Origin of the sequence: Sandarakinorhabdus sp. (assembly GCF_031422795.1) — a bacterium.
In the GTDB taxonomy this organism is placed as follows: Bacteria; Pseudomonadota; Alphaproteobacteria; order Sphingomonadales; family Sphingomonadaceae; genus Sandarakinorhabdus.
Genome location: NZ_JANPML010000270.1, coordinates 1 through 17,080, shown reverse-complemented (window position 1 = coordinate 17,080; position 17,080 = coordinate 1). Strand labels below are relative to the sequence as shown.

The following is a 17,080-nucleotide window of genomic DNA, read 5'->3' as shown; positions in this document are numbered from 1 at the left end:
GCTTGGTGACAGCCCGGCGTTCGGCGGCGGCGCGGGTGGTGATGACCTGGGCGCCGGCGACCACAATCGTGGTGCCCGCAATCCACAACAGGGCGGAAAGATGCTGCCTCATGTGCGACCCCTCTCGATTCCGGCTTCGATATCGGCTCCCCAGGCGGGGGCGGCGGTGCGCACGGCGCTGCGCAAGGTGGCGCTGCGGGCACGTGGGTTGCGGGCGATTTCGGCCGCCGAAGGGCGCACGGCCTTCATCGGCTTTTCAAAGCTGGCAGCCTGGGCTGGCGCGGCCAAGGGCGCGTGGCGCGACGCAGCGGGCGCACTGCCCGAACGGTCACGCAGGAAATTCTTCACCCGCCGGTCTTCGGCGGAATGGAAGGAAACCACCGCCAGCCGACCACCGGGTTTGAGCAGGCGCTCGGCGGCGATCAGGCCGGCATCAAGCTGCCCCAGTTCGTCGTTCACATGGATGCGCAGCGCCTGAAAACTGCGGGTGGCCGGATCCTTGCCCGGTTCACCCCGACCGAGCACGCGGCGGATCATCCCGGCCAGTTCGCTGGTGCGGGCAAACGGCCGGTCGGCGACAATGGCACGCGCAATCCGGCGCGAGCCGCGCTCGTCACCCAGGTGGAAGAGCACGTCGGCAATTTCTTCTTCGGCTGCCGTGTTGACGAAATCGGCGGCGCTCATGCCTTCCTGGCTCATCCGCATGTCGAGCGGGCCATCGGCCTGGAAGGAAAAGCCGCGTTCTGCCGTGTCGATCTGCATCGACGACACGCCGATATCAAAGGCAATGGCGTCCACAGCGGTCACGCCATGATCGGCTAGGCCTTCGACCATTTCGGAAAATGCCCGGCGGATGAGCGTGACATCATCGGCGCCGGCAAGATCGGCGTTCAGGGCATGGGCATCGGGATCACGATCAAAGCCATAAGCATGGCCAATGCCGCCTTCCCGGGCGGCGCGCAGATAGCCGCCAGCACCCAGCGTGGCATCAACATAGAGATCGCCGGGCGCCAGCGCCAGCGCAGCCAGCACTTCGTCCAGCAAAACCGGGGTGTGGGGCGCTTCGCCGGTCATGCCGCCGGCCCCGCGATCGGCAGGCCGCGCGCTTCCAGTTCGCCTTCAACCTGCAGGCGTTGCAGTTCCGGCAGGTCGGGCAACGCCTTGAACGCCCACGGATCCCACAATTCGAAATAGTTGAAGCTGCCGACGAACCAGACATGGCTCGTGATGCCGCTGATCTTGCGCAGCACCGGCGACAGCACGATGCGGCCGGCATCATCGATGCTGTGCGGCTGGGCGCTGCCGAACAGATAGGCGCGTTCGGCATAGGCTTCGGGGGTGACGGCATCGCCGTGGCGCCCGTCAATACCGGCCAGCAGCCGATCGGCATAGGTCTGGTCAAACGCCATCAGGCAGCGGCGGCCGGCGTGGCCAGGCCCCACCAGCACCTGCTTGCCGCCGGACTTTGCAGTGAGCACGTCGCGGAAGGTCGCCGGCACCGACAGCCGGCTCTTCACGTCAACCGCGTTCAGTCCATAGCCAAGATAAGACGTTCCCGACACCCCAAACCCCTGCTGCGGGGCGCCGTTGCAGCCTGTTTCGCCCGGGAACTGCTGGGTCGATGAATGGCGGCACGGCGGACACACCCGCTGTGGAAAACGGATGTATCATGGGATTTGATGGGAGCCAATGGAATCTGATGGGCAAAAGGCCCGTTAAATGGGGATATCCTTGGGTGAAACGCGCCAATTGGGGTTTTGTTCTTGCCCTGTTCTAGGGTGGTTTGAAGCCCTATATGGGTTGTGGATAAGCCTGTGGGGGGTTGTGCCCCTGATTCGCATGGAATCAGTCGCCAACAGGCCCAGCGATTCGTTCCGGCGATTCACTGATCTTCGGCCAGTCACTGGTCGTCATTGGGCCGCGTGGCCGGGCCGGGGGCGACACCCAGCACCGCCAGCGGTTCGCCGGTGCCGGGTTTGTCCTCCCGGCCGGTGGGGCGCAGGCCGGCGGCAGCCGCCAGCACAACCAGGAAGACAGCTGCCAGCCCGGTGAGGCCCCAGCGCAAACGGTCGCCGGTGCGCACCGCCTGGCGCAGGCGCGGGTCCGTTTCTGGTGGGGCCAGCGGTGGCGCCAGTGGCGAGGTTGGGGGCAGATCCATCAGTTGCTGATTCTACCCCCCGGAGTCAGGCCGGGGCAAGCCCTTTGGCTGCCAGCCAATCCGGATTATAAATCGTTGAAAGATAACGCAACCCGCTGTCGCACAGGATGGTGACGATCACATGGCCCGGCCCCATGTGGCGGGCCAGCCGCACCGCGCCGGCAACATTGATGCCGGATGACAGGCCCAGGCAAAGGCCCTCTTCCGCATTCAGACGGCGGACCCAGGCCAGCCCCTCGGCATCGGGCACGCGGAATTGGGCATCCACCTGCAGTCCATCCAGATTGCCGGTGATGCGCGACTGGCCAATGCCTTCTGATACGCTTGATCCTTCGGCCTTCAGCTCGCCGTTGGCAAACCAGTTGTAGAGGGCAGCGCCTTCGGGATCGGTCAGCGCGATGGTGACATCGGGGTTTTCGGCGCGCAAGCCCAGCGCCACCCCGGCCAGCGTGCCGCCCGTGCCCACCGCGCAGGTGAAGCCATCGACGCGCCCGCCGGTCTGCCGCCAGATTTCCGGCGCGGTGGTGCGGATATGGGCCAATCGGTTGGCGACATTGTCGAACTGGTTGGCCCAGACCGCGCCCGGCGTTTCTTCGGCGATGCGCCGCGAGGTGTGCACATAATGGCCGGGATTGGCATAGGGCGCCGCCGGCACCAGCACCAGTTCGGCGCCCAGTGCGCGCAGCGTGTCCATCTTTTCGCGGCTCTGGGTTTCGGGCATGACGATGATCGTCCGGTAACCGCGCGCTGCCCCAACAACAGCCAGGCCGATGCCGGTGTTGCCAGCCGTGCCTTCCACGATGATGCCGCCGGGCTGCAATTGGCCGGAGGCTTCTGCATCCTCGATGATGCCCAGCGCGGCGCGATCTTTCACGCTGCCGCCGGGATTAAGGAATTCCGCCTTGCCCAAAATGGTGCAGCCGGTTTCCTGGCTGGGGCCCTTGAGGGTGAGCAGCGGCGTGTTGCCGATCAGGCTGATGATGTCGGCGGCCCAAGATTCTGTGCGTTGCATATCGTGCTTTTACGCCCGTGCCGGCCCGGCTCGCAAGGAAGCTCTGTTGAACCATGGCAAAGCCCGGCTAAGGTAGCCCGCGATGCGCTCCCTGTCCCTCCCTGCAATTGCTCTGCTGTTGGCCGCCTGTTCGGGTGAGCGGCCCGGTGGTGATCTGGAGGTGGCGGTTGTGGGCGAAGGAACGCTGGCCGAGGAATTGGCGCAGGAAGCCAGCCGGGCCACGTTGATCCGGCGCGGCAGCGGCGGCGAACTGGTGGCGGGCGTGGCGACCAGCTGGCGCTTCCTTGATGATGGCGATGATCTGATCCTGCGGCTGGCGCCGCTGCGCTGGCCGGGCGCTGGCGACCGGCCGGGGCTGGAACTGGTGGCGCAGGATGTGGCTTTGGGCCTGCGCCGCAGTGGCAACGACAGTGGCAGCAACAGTGGCGGCCGGGGCCGAGCCGCCCTCGCCGCCGCCGGGCTGGCAAGGCGCGGAACGGCCCGCGCGCCGATCGCCCGGGTGGTGGAACTGGTGCCGCAGCCGGCCACGCCGCTGCTGCTGGATTGGTTGGCCGAACCGCCGCTGGCGGTACGCGATCAGCGCGGGCGGCTGTTTCCAGGGCCCTACATGGTCGAAAAGCCAGAAAAAAAAGACGGCGGGGCATGGCGCCTGCAGCGCCGCAGTGAGGGCCCGCTGCCCGCTGCCCGCGCCGCCAGCATCCGCATCATGGCGGTGGAACCCACCGCTGCGGTGACGGCCTTTGCCAAGCGCGAAGTGCAACTGGTGCTGGGCGAAGGCCTTGGCGGATTGGGCGCGGCGCGGGCTGCCGGGCAGGGGCGGGCGCTGAAACTGGAAGCCGTGCCGGGCGTGATTGGCCTGGCCATCAATGCCCGCAGCGGCCTGTTGACCGATGTGCGGCTGCGGCGGGCGCTGCTGTTGGCCGCCGATGGCGCGCCGATGGCCAATCGGCTGGCCCTTGCCCTGCTGGTGCCGCAGAACCGGCTGTGGGACGGGCTGCCGCCCCCCACCGATGACCGGGCGCGTTCTTTCGATGAACGCCGCGCGCTGGCCGCTGCACTGCTGCGCGAAGTTGGCGTTGGGCCGGAACAACCCCTGCGACTGTCGTTGCTGGTGCCGGCCGGGCCCGAATTCCAGGCCTTGGCCGAAGCGCTGGCGGCCAGTCTGCAGCCATTGGGGATCAGCCTTGCCGTGCAGCGTGCCCGCGCCGCTGGCTTTGGCACGGCGCGGCGCAGCAGTTCGGCTGATCTGGTGCTGGTTGAACAGGCCGCGCGTGTGGCCGATGTGGTGACGCACCTGGGCCAATGGCGCTGTGGCCGAGTTCGCCCCTGCTCTGCGACCGCCGATCGCCTGCTCGATGAGGCAGCTGCGGCCGGCAATGACCTTACTGCCCGGCAGGCGGCTGCGGTGGCTGCGGAAACCGCGCTGATGGCCGATCCGGCCTTCATCCCGCTGCTGCGGCCGGTGCGCTGGGCGTTGGTGGCAAACGATGTTTCCGGTTTTCAGGTCAATCCGTTGGGTCGGCACCCGTTGGGCCGCATTGCCCGTGGCAGCCGTTAGGGCCGGGATGTTGCCCTGCAACCTTTTGCAGCCCTGCTGCGAAAATCCCTGCATGAACATGCCGGAACCCCGCCATGACCAGTGACGAAGCCACCTTGGCCCGGCTGATGCGCAGCAGCCAGGCCGGCGATGCCGTTGCTTATCGCCAGCTGTTGGGGCTGGCGGTGCCGCTGTTGATGCGCTGGTTCCGGCGCAAGGTGGCGCCGCATGATCTGGATGATCTGGTGCAGGATACGTTGCTGGCCGTGCATCAGCGCCGCGCCAGCTGGGATCCGGCGCGGCCCTTCCTGCCGTGGCTGGCGGCGATTGCGCGCTACCGCTGGGTTGATCGCCTGCGCCGGGCCAGCGTGCGCAATCACGACACGTTGTTCGATGATATCGCCGTGGAATCGGGAGAGGCGGCGCTGATCGGCCGGCTGGGCTGCGATCGCTTGCTGGCGTTGTTGCCACCGGCGCAGGCGGCCGCCATCCGGGCGGTGAAGATCGAAGGTTTGAGCGTGATCGAGGCTGCCGGGCATCTGCGGCAATCGGAATCAATGGTGAAAGTGAATGTGCATCGCGGCTTGAAACGCCTGGCCGCGATGGTGGACGAGGAAGTGTGATGACGGAGTTTACCCCCAATCCGCAGCTGGAGGCGCTGATGGACCGCCTTGCGGTCAATGTGCGGCCGGTGCAGCCGCTGGATGATCGGCCCACCATGATGGTGGTGGCGACGCTGCTGCTGGTAACCGCCACATTGATGATGGTGTGGCTGGGGCTGCGGGCCGATCTGATGGCCGGGCAGCCGCACCCGATGTTCCTGCTGCGCAGCGGCACGCTGGCGGTACTGGGGATTGTCAGCGCCGCTGCTGTCGTGTCCCAGGCGCACCCCGGGGTTGGTCGCAACCGTCAGAGCTGGAGCCAGGGCTGGAAGGTGGCCGCCGCCATGGCGTTGCTGTTCCCGCTGTCAGGCGCGGTGATGGCATTCGACCAGCCAGAGCATGCCATGGCGATGGTCCGCGCTGCCAGCGGCTGGGAATGCCTGCGCATGAGCTTGTTGACCGCCAGCCTGTGTGCCCTGCCCATGCTGTGGCATCTACGCCGGGGCGCACCCGTGGCACCGGAACGCGCCGGCCTGCTGGTTGGCCTGTCGGCGGGCAGCCTTGGGGCGCTGGCCTATAATCTCCACTGCCCGTTCAACTCGATGGTCTATACCGGGCTGTGGTACGGCGTGGCTGTGAGCGTGGCCATAGTGGCGGGGCGCCTGATCGTGCCCCGCCTGATCCGCTGGTAATCGTTCAGCAGCGCTTTGCGGTGCGGCGGCCGATCTCGCGTCCGGCCAGGGCACCGGCGCCGGCCACCAGCGCGGTTTCGCCGACATTGCCGCCCAGCAGCGCCGCGCCAGCGCCTGCGATCACGGCACCAGCCACGGCACCGCGAGCCTTGGCCCGCTTCTTGGCGCGCTGGCACTGGGCCAGGCTGTTGTATGACTTGCCGTCATATTCATACAGCGTCGGCTGGCCCTGTTGGGCAAAGACCGGCGTCGACACCGGCGCCATCAGGCCCAATGAAACAGCGATGATAAGGGGGGTGCGCATTCTGGTTTCTCCTCTTGCCGGCTGACAACCGTCACATCATGATACTACCCAACATGAGCGCGCTTGCCCCCAGTGACAAGCGGCCATTGAGGTTCAGCCGATGTTCAAGCTGGCAGGGCAAAGGTGAATTCATGATGAAGCGTGTTTTCCTCTCCGCGGCGCTTCTGGCGTTCACGCCGGTCGCTGCCCAATCCCTGCAACCGGCAGAGGTTGTGCCCGAAATGGCCGATGCCGTGGCTGCGGCGGCGTTGCCGCCGATGGCACGGGATCCGCGGCTGGCGCCCACGCCCGATGATGCCCGCGGTGCTGGCCTGCCGGCCGGTTGGAGCGAAGCGCCGCCGCTGGCTGCAACGCCCGCCGTGCAGGCCTGGCAGCAGCGCCAGAATGGCTGGCAGCAGGGCAATGCGCCGCCGTCCGGCTGGGAGCAGAATGGTTGGCAGCAGAATAGTTGGCAGCAGGTGGGCCCAGCGCCCGTGCAGGTGGTGCAGGTGAACAACGTGGTGCCCGTTCTGGTGCCCGTTGCCTATGGCGCCTATGGCGGCGGCTGGAACCGAGGCTGGAATCGCGGCTGGCGGGGCGGCTGGAATCGGGGCTGGAATGGTGGCTGGGGTCCCGGTGTGGTGATTGGTGGCGGCTGGGGTGGCGGATACAACCGCGGCTATTATGGCCGGCGCTGCCGGTCCAGCGGGGCTGGTGCCCTGGTCGGCTCGGTGGCCGGGGCCAGCATCGGCTATGGCCTGTCCAATCCCTGGGATCGCTCGACCGGCGTGATCATCGGCGGCCTCGTCGGCGCGCTGGCCGGCAGCGCCATCGAACGTTCAGGCCGCTGCTGATTCCGTGATGGCAGCCAGAAAGGCCGGCCCCCAGCTTTCCAGTTTTACCGCGCCCACGCCGGGAATGCGGGCCATGTCGGCCATGGATTGCGGGCGGCTGGCCGCCATCGCGCGCAGCGTGGCATCGGCAAATACGATATAGGGCGGCACGCCGGCATCGGCCGCCAGCTGCCGGCGCAACGACCGCAGTTCGTCGAACAGGCCGCGATCCTGTGGGGCGATTTCGGCCTGTGCTGCCGTGCTGCCGGCTTTGGCGGAACGGCGCGGGATCACCTGTTTCAGGCGCACCGGCACTTCGCCTTTCAGGATCGGCCGCGCCGCCGGCCCCAGCACCAGGCCGCCGTGCTGCGGATCACGTTCCAGCGCGTCGGCGGCTTCCAGCTGGCGGGCCAGGCTCTTCCACTGGTCAGCCGGCCAATCCTTGCCGATACCGAACACGCTGGATCGGTCGTGGCCGAACTTCTGCACCTTTTCCGATGATTTGCCGCTCAACACCTCGATCAGATGGCCGGCGCCAAAACGCTGCCCGGTGCGATACACGGCCGAAAGCAGCTTGCGGGCGGCTTCGGTGGCATCGAGCAGGCTGGGTGGGTTGAGGCAATTGTCGCAATTCCCGCACGGATCGGGCGCGGCCTCGCCAAAATAGCGCAGCAGCAATTGCCGCCGGCAATCAGGCGTTTCCAGGAACGAGATCAGCGCGTTCATGCGCCGGGTTTCATTGGCCTTGTGCGCCTCGCTGCCATCGCCGGCAGCAATGAAGCCGCGCAGCCGGGCAACATCCTCGCCGCCCCAGATCAGATGCGCCACCGCCGGATCGCCATCACGCCCGGCGCGGCCGGTTTCCTGGTAATAGGATTCGATCGATTTCGGCAGGCCGGCGTGGGCCACAAAGCGCACATCGGGTTTGTTGATGCCCATGCCAAAGGCGATGGTGGCGACCATCACCATGTCTTCGCTTTTCACGAAATCGGCCTGGTGGCGGCTGCGGACGGGGGCTTCCAGGCCGGCATGATAGGGGCGGGCGCGATAGCCAGCTTCGACCAGCCAGGCGCAGATCTTCTCCGTCGCGGCGCGGGTGGGGGCATAGATGATGCCGGCGCGCCCGGCTTGCCCGGCCAGAAAGGCCAGCAACTGCCGGCGCAGATCATCGCGGCCCACCGCTTCGTAACGGATATTGGGCCGGTCAAAGCCTGATAACGTGATGCGATCATCGCCGATCCCCAACTGGCGGGCGATATCGGCGCGGGTTTCGCGATCGGCAGTCGCGGTCAGGCCGATGCGCGGCACGCCGGGCAGGGAATCGCAGAACGGCTTCAGCCGGCGATATTCGGGGCGGAAATCATGGCCCCACTGGGAAACGCAATGGGCTTCGTCGATGGCGATCAGGGCGATTTCCGTGCGCTGCACCATCTGGCCAAAACCATCGGACAGCGCGCGTTCGGGCGACACATACAGCAGATCAAGCTGACCATCGACAAAGTCGCGCCATACCTGGCCACCATCGGCCGATTGGCTGTTCAACGTGCCGGCGCGCACGCCTTGCGTGCGCAGCGCCTGCACCTGATCCTCCATCAGGGCGATCAGCGGCGAGATCACCAGTGCCGTGCCGGGCCGCACCAGCGCCGGCACCTGATAGCACAGCGATTTGCCGGCCCCGGTTGGCATGATCGCCAGCACATCCTGGCCGGCAATCACGTCGCTGATGATCTGTTCCTGCGGCCCGCGAAATTCGGCGTGGCCGAACACACGGTGCAGGATTTCGTGGGGGTTCATGGCGCCGTGGATAGCGAAGGCGCAACCGCCCTGCTATGGCTTTTTCGCTATGGTACAACGATGAAACGCGTGGCGATTTACCAATTCAGCCAATATGCTGGGGTTGCCGCCCTGGTGCTGGCCGCGATCTGGATCCTGTGGACGGAACTGCGCCCCCCCGCCATTGCCGCCAACCAGCCCCGGCACAGCATCACCATCACCCGCACGCTGCTGCCCGGCGCGGGCCAGACCATCGGCCCATTCCGTTTGACCAGCGCGGTGGCCTTGAGCAGCCCCGACAAGAGTTTCGGCGGGCTTTCGGGGCTGACCATGCTGCCCGATGGCCAGTTGCTGGCCGTGACCGACGCTGGCGATTGGCTGCTGCTGCGTGCCGATGCCCAGTCCGCTGAGATGGGCAGCATCGTGATGCCCGGCAGCGAGAAGGCCGATCGCGATGCCGAAGCGATCGCCTTCACCCCGGATGGCCACACGCTGATCAGCCTGGAACAGCAGCACCGCATCCTGCGCTTTGCCGGGCGCGGCCCGCCGCTCACACCGGTGGGCGATCCGCTGTATCGCACCGAAACGATGGGCTGGCCGCCCAACGGCGGCGGCGAATCGTTGGCTGTGCTGGGCGATGGCAGCCTGATCTGGATCGCCGAGGATGCGCGCAGCGGCGATGGCGCGCTGAAGGGCGTGCTGGTGGCACCCGGCGGGCGCACCCGTTCCATCATGATCGATGCGGTCGAAGGCTTCCGGCCTACCGATGCCGTGCTGTGGGATGAAACCCATCTGCTGCTGCTACACCGCCGATTTACCGGTGTGGAAACGGCTGCCGCCATCAGCATGGTCGATCTCGCGCCGGTGCTGGCCGGTGGCAATGCGGCGCCGGCCCGGCAGTTGGCGCGCTGGGGCCGGGGCGGCAAATGGCCGATCGACAATATGGAAGGCATTGCGATTGCGCGCCGTACCGGCCAACCGCCTGCGCTCTACCTGATCTCAGACGATAATTTTTCCGCAGCGCAGGCGACGATCCTGCTGCGGCTGGACATCATTTCGCCGTTGGTGGCTTCCGCGCAATAAGCTTGATTTCGGTGATACCGGTATCGGGCAGCAACCGCGACACGCCGATCGCTGTCCACGCCGGGAACGGCGCCTTGATGTGGCGGTTCTTCACCGTGGCCATCGCATCCAGCTGGGTCTTCACGTCGGTGTGGAAGCTGGTGATCTCCACCACGTCGGCCCAGGTCACGCTGGCGCGGATCAGGATCTTCTCCAGCCGGGCAAAGGCGCGCTCATAGGCCGGCACCATGGTGGCTTCACCGGGCGCGACGCCGGCCACGACCCCCGACAGATAGACGGTGTCGCCGGCGATCACGGCATCGGCATAGCCATAACGCTCCTGAAAGGCGCGCTCTTCGGCGTTCTCCGACATCAGCACGCTGCTGGCGGGCAAGGCGGCGGCGGGGGCAGCGGCCAGCAGGCCGATCAGGATCAGGCTTTTCATGGTTCGTTTCCTTGGTGCCACATCGACCAGAAATTGGGTGCATCCTTGTGCTGCCATTCGTTGCGCACGGCAAAACCCTGCGCCTGATACAGGCCGACATTCGATGCTGTCGCGGTTTCCAGATAGCAGGGCTGGCCGCCGGCACGGGCAATCCCGGCGCGCAGCAACTGGCCGCCGATGCCCTGCCCTTGCGCCGATGGTGCCACGCCAACGAACTGCAGATACCAGTGCGGTCGGCGATCATGCTGGTGATCCATCGTGCCCATCAGGCCCAGCGTGCGCGGCAACGCACTGCCAAATGTGCCGATCAAGCGCGGCAGATTGGCGATCAGGCTGGCGGTGGGCAGCCCCCATTCACCCGGCGGCCGCCACAGCGCCGCGCCGGCGATGCGGCCATCAGGGCCACAGGCCAATTGCGCCAGCGGCAACCGGGCATCGGCATTGGTAATCAGGCCAAAGAAGCGTTCCAGTCGGCCTGCGCGATGGGCGGCATCGGGGAAAATCCACGCCAGCGCCGGATCATCGGCAAAGGCCGCGGCGAGCACGGCGATCATGGCCGGGCGATCGGCGGCTGTGGCAGGGCGAATCACAAGAGGCGTGCGCATGGCTGGCAGGATAGGCTTCCCGCGCGCAAACAAAAGCGGCGCACAAACAAAAGCGGCCGGCGATGACCCCGGCCGCCTTTTCACATCACAAGTGTTGCGTGGCCTCAGGCGGCGACAGCAACCTTCTTGCTGATTTCCTTCTTCAGCTTGACGCAGCGATCCGACAGCAGCGTGTCGCTGGTCTTCAGCAGCCAGTTGTCGAGGCCGCCAACATGCTCGACCGAACGCAGGCCGTTCATGGAAACGCGCAGACGCACGCCCTTGCCCAGCGCATCAGACAGCAGCGTCACGTTCTGCAGGTTGGGCAGAAACGTCCGCTTGGTCTTGTTGTTGGCGTGGGACACGTTGTTGCCAACCTGGCGGCCCTTGGCGGTCAATTCGCAAACGCGCGACATCGTCTGAATCCTGTTCGTCAAAAAATTTCGCAAATGCCAGCCCACACGGACCAGCAACAGACCGGCGCGCATAGCGGAGGGGCGCTGCGGCGTCAACTGTTCAGCGATGAAACACCCTTCTGCAGGGGCTATTCCAATGGGTTGCTGCTGGTCTGGCCAGCGCTGCAGACCCCACGCCAGCGAATCGCCCGGCTGGCGAACCGCCTGATTCCGCCGCGTGGCGACAAATCTGACCATCGCGACACAGTTCGATACTTCCCCACGGCTTGCCGCGCGGTTACAGGATATATTCTGCCATAGAGAGAACCCCAATGCCCTGGTTCGCGATCCACTGCATCGACAAGCCGGAATCGGCTGATTTGCGCGCCGAAACGCGCAGCGCGCATCTGGCGCATGTGAATGCTTACAAGGATCAGGTGCTGGTTGCCGGGCCATTGTTGCGCCCAGATGGCCGCGCGATGGGCAGCCTGCTCATCATGGACTTCGAGGATCGCGACGCGGCGTTGAGCTTCTCCAACGCCGATCCCTACCAGATCGCCGGCCTGTTCGAGAGCCGGTCGATCACCAACTGGCACAAGGTTCTGCCTTAAAATCTAAGCCCCTGCCGCTTGGCCGCGTTCAACAACTGCTCGCGAATATTCACGCCCGGCTGTGCCAGCCACACCTGCATCGCGTCTGACAACGGCTCCAGCGTGGCGGCACGGATCATCGCCTTGATCGGGCCAATGCCGGCTGGTGTGATCGACAGACGCTCGACGCCCAGCGCAATCAGCGCCAGTGCCTCCAGCGGCCGGCCGCCCATCTCGCCGCAGACAGTGACGGGCACATCATGCAGCGCCGCTGCACACACGACACGGCGGATAACGCGCAAGATGGCAGGCGACAGCCAGTCATAACGATCGGCCAGGCGCGGGTTGGCGCGGTCGGCGGCAAACAGGAACTGCGTCAGATCGTTGGTACCAATCGACACAAAATCGGTCATCGGCAGCAGCAGATCCAGCTGCTCGATCAGCGCTGGCACCTCGATCATCGCGCCATACAGGATTTCGGTCGGCACGGCGTGGCCGGTGGCGATCAGCCGTTCCTTCTGTTCTTCCACCAGGCTGCGCGCTTCGGCGAACTCCCAGGGTTCGGACACCATCGGGAACATGATGTTCAAGGTGCGGCCAGCCGCCGCTTCGAGCAGGGCGCGGGCCTGCACCTTCATCAGGCCTGATCGGCCCAGCGCCAGGCGCAGCGCGCGCCAGCCCATCGCCGGATTTTCCTCGTCCTCGTCGCGCACGATATAGGGCACCGCCTTGTCGCCGCCGATATCGACGGTGCGGAACACCACCGGCTTGTCGCCTGCCGCTTCCAGCACGCCGCGATACAGGCTCTGCTGGCGTTCGCGGCGGGGCAGGGTGGCGGAAACCAGGAACTGGAATTCGGTGCGGAACAGCCCGATGCCATCAGCGCCCGCCACCGCCAGCGACGCCGCATCATCAAGCAGGCCGGCATTCATATAAAGCGCAATCTGGCGGCCATCCTTGGAAATCGCCGGCAGGTCACGCACCTTGGCCCATTGTTCGGCCTGCCGCGCTTTCAGCGTCCGCATTGCCTGATAGGATTTGATCGTGGCCGCCGTTGGCCGCACCAGCAGGGCATTGTTGCCGGCATCGACGATCAGTTCATCGCCGTCATTCACTTGGCCAAACAATTGATCGACGCGGCCCAGTACCGGCACACCCATGGCGCGGGCGACAATGATGACGTGCGCGGTCAGGCTGCCTTCTTCCAGCACCACGCCCTTCAGGTGGCGCTTGTCATACTCCAGCAGCTCGGCGGGCCCAAGATTGCGGGCAATCAGGATGGCATCGCCGGTGATGCCCACCTGCGCTGCCGTGCCCAACTGGCCCGACAGGATGCGCAGCAGCCGATTGGCGAGATCGTCCAGATCGGTCAGCCGCTCCTTCAGATAGGGATCGTCGATGGAGCGCATGCGCAGCCGATTGCGCGATTGCACGCGTTCCACGGCGGCTTCGGCGGTAAGGCCGGTATCGATGGTTTCGTTGATGCGCCGCGCCCAGCCTTCGTCATAGGCGAACATCTTGTAGGTTTCGAGGATCTCGTGGTGATCGGTGCCGGCGACGAATTCGGCCTGGCCCATCATGTCGTCGATCTGGGTGCGCATGCGGGCAAAGGCATCAACCAGGCGCGCGCGTTCGGCATCGACATCATCGGCAACTGTGTGTTCGACCACAACGCGCGGCTGGTGGAAAACGGCGACACCGCGCGCCAGACCATCGACCAGCTTCAGGCCGTTCAATCGCGTCGGCCCGCTGTTGGCGGCGCGCATGCGGGCGGCCTGCGCATCATCGACAAGGCCAGCGCCGTGGATCAGTTCGGAAAGCACCATGCCCACGGTTTGCAGCGCTTCGATTTCCACCTCGGCATAATCGCGGGCCAAGCGGTGCTGCACCGCCAGCACGCCGATGGCGGCTTCGCGGCGCAGGATCGGCACACCGCAGAAACTGTGGAAATCATCTTCGCCGGTTTCCGGGCGATAGGCGAAATCGGGGTGGGCCTTGGCTTCGGCGAGCGCCAATGGCTCGCGGCGGGCGGCGATATGGCCAACCAGGCCCTGGCCCATGGAAAGCCGCGTCACATGCACCGCCGACTGCGCCAGGCCCTGCGTGGCATAAAGTTCCAGCACGCCGTCGCGCAGCAGATAGATCGAGGCGACTTCGCTGCCCAGTTCCGCCGCCACCAGCTTCACCACCTGGTTCAGCTTGGCCTGCGCGCCGGTTTTCGCTGCCATCACATCGTGAAGGCGGCGCAAGATGGTCCGGGCGACGCTGGCGGGGACCATCAGGCAGCAGCCTCCCGCAGCACCCGGCGCGACAAGGCCGCTTCGGCGTCACTGGTCAGTTCGTCGATGATCTCGGGGACTGGCTGCACCTTGGTGACCATGCCCACCGACTGGCCGGCCATCAGGCTGCCGCCTTCGATATCGCCGTCCACCACGGCGCGGCGCAGGGCGCCGGCCCAATAATGTTCGATGGCCAATTGCCCGGCGGCCAGATCCATCTCGCCGCGATCAACCGCAGCAGCAACTTCGCGCTGGCGTTCGTTGAAGGCTTCGCTGCCGGCATTTTTCAGGGCGCGCACCGGGATCACCGGCAGGCGCGGATCGATCTGCACGCTGGACAGCGCATCGCGGGCCGAGGCACGCACAAAGGCGGCCTTGAACTTTTCATGCGCCACGCTTTCGGCGGCCGCGGCAAAGCGCGTGCCCAGCTGCACGCCCGACGCGCCCATTTCCAGATAAGCCGCGATGGCATTGCCGCGCCCGATGCCGCCGGCCACAAACACCGGCACATCGGTGATGACGGGAAGGATTTCCTGCGCCAGCACGGTGAGGCTGACCGGGCCAATGTGGCCGCCGGCTTCGGAACCTTCGATGATGATGGCATCAACGCCCGATCGCACCAGCTTCTTGGCCAGCGCGGCGGTGGGCGCAAAACACATGAGCTTGGCACCAAAACCCTTGATCTTGGCAATCGCCGCGCCCGATGGCAGGCCGCCGGCGAGCACGACGTGGCTCACACCTTGTCGGCCGCAGATATCGATTAGCTCATCCAGCTGCGGGTGCAGGGTGATCAGGTTCACGCCAAACGGCAGGTGAGTCAGCGCGCGGGTCGCGATGATCTCGGCTTCAAGGATGGCCGGCGGCATTGCCCCGCACGCCAGCACGCCAAAGCCGCCAGCGTTGGAGATGGCAGACACCAGGTGGCGTTCCGAAACCCACGTCATCGCGCCGGCCATGATGGCGTGGCGAGTGCCGAGGAATTCGCGGCCGCGGGCCGAAGCAGCGTCGAGATAGGGGGTGTGGCTCATGAGTCGCTATCCGCTCCAACCGGGCCATCAAGGCCATAGGCCGTGTGCAGCACGCGCACGGCAAGTTCGACATAATCCTGCGGGATCAGCACGCTCACCTTGATTTCAGACGTGGTGATGGCCTGGATGTTGATGCCGCGGCTGGCCAGCGCGCGGAACATGGTGGCAGCCACCCCGGCGTGGCTCTTCATGCCGACACCCACCACCGAAATCTTTGCCACATCATCATCGGCGATCAGGCTGGTGAAGCCGATGGCGCCCCTGGCCTTTTCCAGCACGTCCATCGACGCCGGCAGCTGCGCGCGCGGCACGGTGAAGGTGACATCGGTGGTGCCTTCGTCCTTGGCGATATTCTGCACGATCATGTCGACATTGATGTTGGCATCGGCCAGCGGGCCAAAGATGCCGGCCACCACGCCGGGTTTGTCGGGCACGCCCACCACGGTCACCTTGGCTTCGCCCTTGTCGGCCACGATGCCGGCGATCAGTTCCTGTTCCATCTCGTCATCCTCGTCCACCACCAGCGTGCCGGGCGCGTCGGAGAAGCTCGACAGCACCTGCACCACCACTTTTTCCTTCATGGCCAGTTCGACCGACCGTGTCTGCAACACCTTGGCCCCCACACTGGCCAGTTCCAGCATTTCTTCATAGGTGATGCGCAGCAATTTGCGCGCGCGCGGCACGATGCGCGGATCGGTGGTGTATACCCCGTCCACGTCGGTATAGATATCGCAGCGATCCGCCTTCAGCGCAGCGGCCAGCGCCACGGCCGACGTGTCGGAACCGCCGCGCCCCAGCGTCGTCACCCGATCTTCCGCCGTCAGCCCCTGAAACCCGGGCACCACCGCCACTTCGCCAGCCGCCATGCTGGCCAGGATGGCCGCTGTCTCGATATCTTCGATGCGCGCGACGCTGTGGGCGCTGCTCGTCTTGATCGGCAACTGCCAGCCCAGCCAGCTGCGCGCCTTCACGCCCAGCGATTGCAGCGTGATGGCCAGCAGGCCCGAAGTGATCTGCTCACCAGCGGCGACCACCACATCATATTCGGCCGGATCAGCCAGCGGCGAGGCTTCGCGGCAATAGCCGATCAACCGGTCCGTTTCGCCCGACATGGCCGAGACCACCACAGCCACTTCGTTGCCGGCATCCACTTCACGTTTCACCCGCGCGGCGACGTTGCGAATCCGCTCCGTCCCCGCCATCGAGGTGCCACCGAATTTCATCACGATCCGGGCCATTGCCGGCAGGTTCCTTTGCCATTGTCCCATTTTGGGGTGCTTCACTATTGCCCTTGCCTGATAGGAACGGGTGGGGGCAATGGCAAGCAAGCCATACACCGTAGACGGGAAAGAAAATGTCCGCTGCTGCCAGCATCAATCCCGATGAAGCCGCCTTCTTTGGCAAGCTGGCCGCCGATTGGTGGAACCCCAAGGGCACATCGGCGATGCTCCACCGCATCACGCCGGTGCGCGTCGCCCATATCCGTGGTCTGGCGCTGGCGCATTTCGGGCTGGATGCGAAAAGCCGGCGGCCGCTGAGCGGTCTGGCCGCATTGGATGTCGGCTGCGGTGCCGGGCTGATGGCCGAGCCACTGGCGCGCATGGGCGCTGCCACCAGCGCCATCGACGCCGCGCCAGAGAATATCGAAGCCGCAAAAGCGCACGCTGGGGCCGGCGGGCTGGCCATCGATTATCAGTGCATCGCGGTGGAAGATCTCGCTGCAACCGGCGCGCAGTTTGACCTCATCACCTGCCTCGAAGTGATCGAGCATGTCGCCGGGCGCGATGCCTTCTTCGCCGCGATTGCC

Annotated in this window: 19 protein-coding genes; 7 read left to right on the top strand and 12 right to left on the bottom strand. The window is 65.8% G+C overall.

The annotated features are described in order from the left end of the window. Positions 1 to 108: 108 nt before the first annotated feature. The 4 genes from rsmH to RMO81_RS09740 all read right to left on the bottom strand — a co-directional run bounded on the left by rsmH (position 109) and on the right by RMO81_RS09740 (position 3,170). Positions 109 to 1,074, bottom strand: coding sequence for a 16S rRNA (cytosine(1402)-N(4))-methyltransferase RsmH (gene rsmH, locus RMO81_RS09755; protein WP_310475658.1), 966 nt, complete (start codon positions 1,072 to 1,074; stop codon positions 109 to 111). After that, positions 1,071 to 1,562, bottom strand: a complete 492-nt coding sequence (locus RMO81_RS09750; protein WP_310475657.1) for a hypothetical protein — start codon at positions 1,560 to 1,562, stop codon at positions 1,071 to 1,073. The genes rsmH and RMO81_RS09750 overlap by 4 nt, the downstream gene beginning before the upstream one ends. A gap of 338 nt (positions 1,563 to 1,900) precedes the next feature. Next, positions 1,901 to 2,158 carry a hypothetical protein gene (locus RMO81_RS09745; RefSeq protein WP_310475656.1) on the bottom strand — a complete coding sequence of 86 codons (258 nt, stop codon included), beginning with the start codon at positions 2,156 to 2,158 and terminating at the stop codon, positions 1,901 to 1,903. A 25-nt stretch (positions 2,159 to 2,183) separates the two neighbouring features. Then, a complete protein-coding gene (locus tag RMO81_RS09740) occupies positions 2,184 to 3,170 on the bottom strand; it encodes a cysteine synthase A (RefSeq protein WP_310475655.1) in 987 nt (328 codons plus the stop codon). 82 nt (positions 3,171 to 3,252) lie between these two features. Between RMO81_RS09740 and RMO81_RS09735 the strand changes: the two genes are divergently transcribed. The 3 genes from RMO81_RS09735 to RMO81_RS09725 all read left to right on the top strand — a co-directional run bounded on the left by RMO81_RS09735 (position 3,253) and on the right by RMO81_RS09725 (position 6,001). Then, a complete protein-coding gene (locus RMO81_RS09735) occupies positions 3,253 to 4,728 on the top strand; it encodes an ABC transporter substrate-binding protein (protein ID WP_310475654.1) in 1,476 nt (491 codons plus the stop codon). Positions 4,729 to 4,802: 74 nt separating this feature from the next. After that, on the top strand, positions 4,803 to 5,330 hold the full coding sequence (locus RMO81_RS09730) for a sigma-70 family RNA polymerase sigma factor (RefSeq protein ID WP_310475653.1): 528 nt from the start codon (positions 4,803 to 4,805) through the stop codon (positions 5,328 to 5,330). Next, a complete protein-coding gene (locus RMO81_RS09725) occupies positions 5,330 to 6,001 on the top strand; it encodes a DUF1109 domain-containing protein (RefSeq protein ID WP_310475652.1) in 672 nt (223 codons plus the stop codon). The genes RMO81_RS09730 and RMO81_RS09725 overlap by 1 nt, the downstream gene beginning before the upstream one ends. Positions 6,002 to 6,005: 4 nt before the next feature. Here the strand turns inward: RMO81_RS09725 and RMO81_RS09720 are convergent, their stop codons facing one another. Next, entirely contained in the window at positions 6,006 to 6,305 is a 300-nt protein-coding gene (locus tag RMO81_RS09720; RefSeq protein WP_310475651.1) for a hypothetical protein, read from the bottom strand. A 131-nt stretch (positions 6,306 to 6,436) separates the two neighbouring features. Here RMO81_RS09720 and RMO81_RS09715 point away from each other — a divergent pair, with 131 nt between their 5' ends. Further along, on the top strand, positions 6,437 to 7,138 hold the full coding sequence (locus RMO81_RS09715; RefSeq protein ID WP_310475650.1) for a glycine zipper 2TM domain-containing protein: 702 nt from the start codon (positions 6,437 to 6,439) through the stop codon (positions 7,136 to 7,138). On the opposite strand, the gene recQ is transcribed toward RMO81_RS09715, so the two are convergent. After that, complete coding sequence (recQ, locus tag RMO81_RS09710; RefSeq protein ID WP_310475648.1) at positions 7,124 to 8,911, bottom strand: DNA helicase RecQ; 1,788 nt, start codon at positions 8,909 to 8,911, stop codon at positions 7,124 to 7,126. The genes RMO81_RS09715 and recQ overlap by 15 nt on opposite strands. 60 nt (positions 8,912 to 8,971) lie before the next feature. Here recQ and RMO81_RS09705 point away from each other — a divergent pair, with 60 nt between their 5' ends. Then, positions 8,972 to 9,973: an esterase-like activity of phytase family protein gene (locus tag RMO81_RS09705; protein ID WP_310475646.1), complete on the top strand. Its 1,002-nt coding sequence runs from the start codon at positions 8,972 to 8,974 to the stop codon at positions 9,971 to 9,973. Here the strand turns inward: RMO81_RS09705 and RMO81_RS09700 are convergent. The 3 genes from RMO81_RS09700 to rpmB all read right to left on the bottom strand — a co-directional run bounded on the left by RMO81_RS09700 (position 9,942) and on the right by rpmB (position 11,397). Further along, a complete protein-coding gene (locus RMO81_RS09700) occupies positions 9,942 to 10,397 on the bottom strand; it encodes a Rid family hydrolase (protein WP_310475644.1) in 456 nt (151 codons plus the stop codon). The two genes, RMO81_RS09705 and RMO81_RS09700, sit on opposite strands and share 32 nt — an antisense overlap. Continuing rightward, positions 10,394 to 11,002 (bottom strand): GNAT family N-acetyltransferase, encoded by a 609-nt coding sequence (locus tag RMO81_RS09695; RefSeq protein ID WP_310475643.1) that lies wholly within the window; start codon positions 11,000 to 11,002, stop codon positions 10,394 to 10,396. The genes RMO81_RS09700 and RMO81_RS09695 overlap by 4 nt, the downstream gene beginning before the upstream one ends. Before the next feature lie 104 nt (positions 11,003 to 11,106). Continuing rightward, complete coding sequence (rpmB, locus tag RMO81_RS09690) at positions 11,107 to 11,397, bottom strand: 50S ribosomal protein L28 (RefSeq protein ID WP_310475642.1); 291 nt, start codon at positions 11,395 to 11,397, stop codon at positions 11,107 to 11,109. Positions 11,398 to 11,708: 311 nt separating this feature from the next. Here rpmB and RMO81_RS09685 point away from each other — a divergent pair, with 311 nt between their 5' ends. After that, a complete protein-coding gene (locus RMO81_RS09685; RefSeq protein ID WP_310475641.1) occupies positions 11,709 to 11,987 on the top strand; it encodes a YciI family protein in 279 nt (92 codons plus the stop codon). On the opposite strand, the gene ptsP is transcribed toward RMO81_RS09685, so the two are convergent. Genes ptsP through RMO81_RS09670 form a run of 3 tightly spaced genes read right to left on the bottom strand, consistent with a single transcriptional unit; the run spans position 11,984 to position 16,511 of the window. Continuing rightward, entirely contained in the window at positions 11,984 to 14,245 is a 2,262-nt protein-coding gene (gene ptsP, locus RMO81_RS09680) for a phosphoenolpyruvate--protein phosphotransferase (protein WP_310475640.1), read from the bottom strand. The genes RMO81_RS09685 and ptsP overlap by 4 nt on opposite strands. Beyond that, positions 14,245 to 15,273, bottom strand: a complete 1,029-nt coding sequence (locus RMO81_RS09675) for a nitronate monooxygenase (RefSeq protein WP_310475639.1) — start codon at positions 15,271 to 15,273, stop codon at positions 14,245 to 14,247. The genes ptsP and RMO81_RS09675 overlap by 1 nt, the downstream gene beginning before the upstream one ends. Beyond that, a complete protein-coding gene (locus tag RMO81_RS09670; protein WP_310475637.1) occupies positions 15,270 to 16,511 on the bottom strand; it encodes an aspartate kinase in 1,242 nt (413 codons plus the stop codon). The genes RMO81_RS09675 and RMO81_RS09670 overlap by 4 nt, the downstream gene beginning before the upstream one ends. A gap of 116 nt (positions 16,512 to 16,627) precedes the next feature. Between RMO81_RS09670 and ubiG the strand changes: the two genes are divergently transcribed. Further along, positions 16,628 to 17,080, top strand: a 453-nt coding sequence (gene ubiG / locus RMO81_RS09665; protein WP_310475636.1) for a bifunctional 2-polyprenyl-6-hydroxyphenol methylase/3-demethylubiquinol 3-O-methyltransferase UbiG, incomplete at its 3' end; no start/stop codon positions are given.

What these genes read in the sequence shown, in the direction of transcription:
- RMO81_RS09725 (WP_310475652.1), top strand. Translation starts at nt 5,330, where the DNA reads ATGACGGAGTTTACCCCCAATCCGCAGCTGGAGGCGCTGATGGACCGC.
- RMO81_RS09720 (WP_310475651.1), bottom strand. Translation starts at nt 6,305, where the DNA reads ATGCGCACCCCCCTTATCATCGCTGTTTCATTGGGCCTGATGGCGCCG.
- rsmH (WP_310475658.1), bottom strand. Translation starts at nt 1,074, where the DNA reads ATGACCGGCGAAGCGCCCCACACCCCGGTTTTGCTGGACGAAGTGCTG.
- RMO81_RS09730 (WP_310475653.1), top strand. Translation starts at nt 4,803, where the DNA reads ATGACCAGTGACGAAGCCACCTTGGCCCGGCTGATGCGCAGCAGCCAG.
- RMO81_RS09745 (WP_310475656.1), bottom strand. Translation starts at nt 2,158, where the DNA reads ATGGATCTGCCCCCAACCTCGCCACTGGCGCCACCGCTGGCCCCACCA.
- RMO81_RS09700 (WP_310475644.1), bottom strand. Translation starts at nt 10,397, where the DNA reads ATGAAAAGCCTGATCCTGATCGGCCTGCTGGCCGCTGCCCCCGCCGCC.
- RMO81_RS09685 (WP_310475641.1), top strand. Translation starts at nt 11,709, where the DNA reads ATGCCCTGGTTCGCGATCCACTGCATCGACAAGCCGGAATCGGCTGAT.
- RMO81_RS09715 (WP_310475650.1), top strand. Translation starts at nt 6,437, where the DNA reads ATGATGAAGCGTGTTTTCCTCTCCGCGGCGCTTCTGGCGTTCACGCCG.
- RMO81_RS09670 (WP_310475637.1), bottom strand. Translation starts at nt 16,511, where the DNA reads ATGGCCCGGATCGTGATGAAATTCGGTGGCACCTCGATGGCGGGGACG.
- RMO81_RS09695 (WP_310475643.1), bottom strand. Translation starts at nt 11,002, where the DNA reads ATGCGCACGCCTCTTGTGATTCGCCCTGCCACAGCCGCCGATCGCCCG.
- RMO81_RS09705 (WP_310475646.1), top strand. Translation starts at nt 8,972, where the DNA reads ATGAAACGCGTGGCGATTTACCAATTCAGCCAATATGCTGGGGTTGCC.
- RMO81_RS09675 (WP_310475639.1), bottom strand. Translation starts at nt 15,273, where the DNA reads ATGAGCCACACCCCCTATCTCGACGCTGCTTCGGCCCGCGGCCGCGAA.
- recQ (WP_310475648.1), bottom strand. Translation starts at nt 8,911, where the DNA reads ATGAACCCCCACGAAATCCTGCACCGTGTGTTCGGCCACGCCGAATTT.
- RMO81_RS09740 (WP_310475655.1), bottom strand. Translation starts at nt 3,170, where the DNA reads ATGCAACGCACAGAATCTTGGGCCGCCGACATCATCAGCCTGATCGGC.
- rpmB (WP_310475642.1), bottom strand. Translation starts at nt 11,397, where the DNA reads ATGTCGCGCGTTTGCGAATTGACCGCCAAGGGCCGCCAGGTTGGCAAC.
- RMO81_RS09735 (WP_310475654.1), top strand. Translation starts at nt 3,253, where the DNA reads ATGCGCTCCCTGTCCCTCCCTGCAATTGCTCTGCTGTTGGCCGCCTGT.
- ptsP (WP_310475640.1), bottom strand. Translation starts at nt 14,245, where the DNA reads ATGGTCCCCGCCAGCGTCGCCCGGACCATCTTGCGCCGCCTTCACGAT.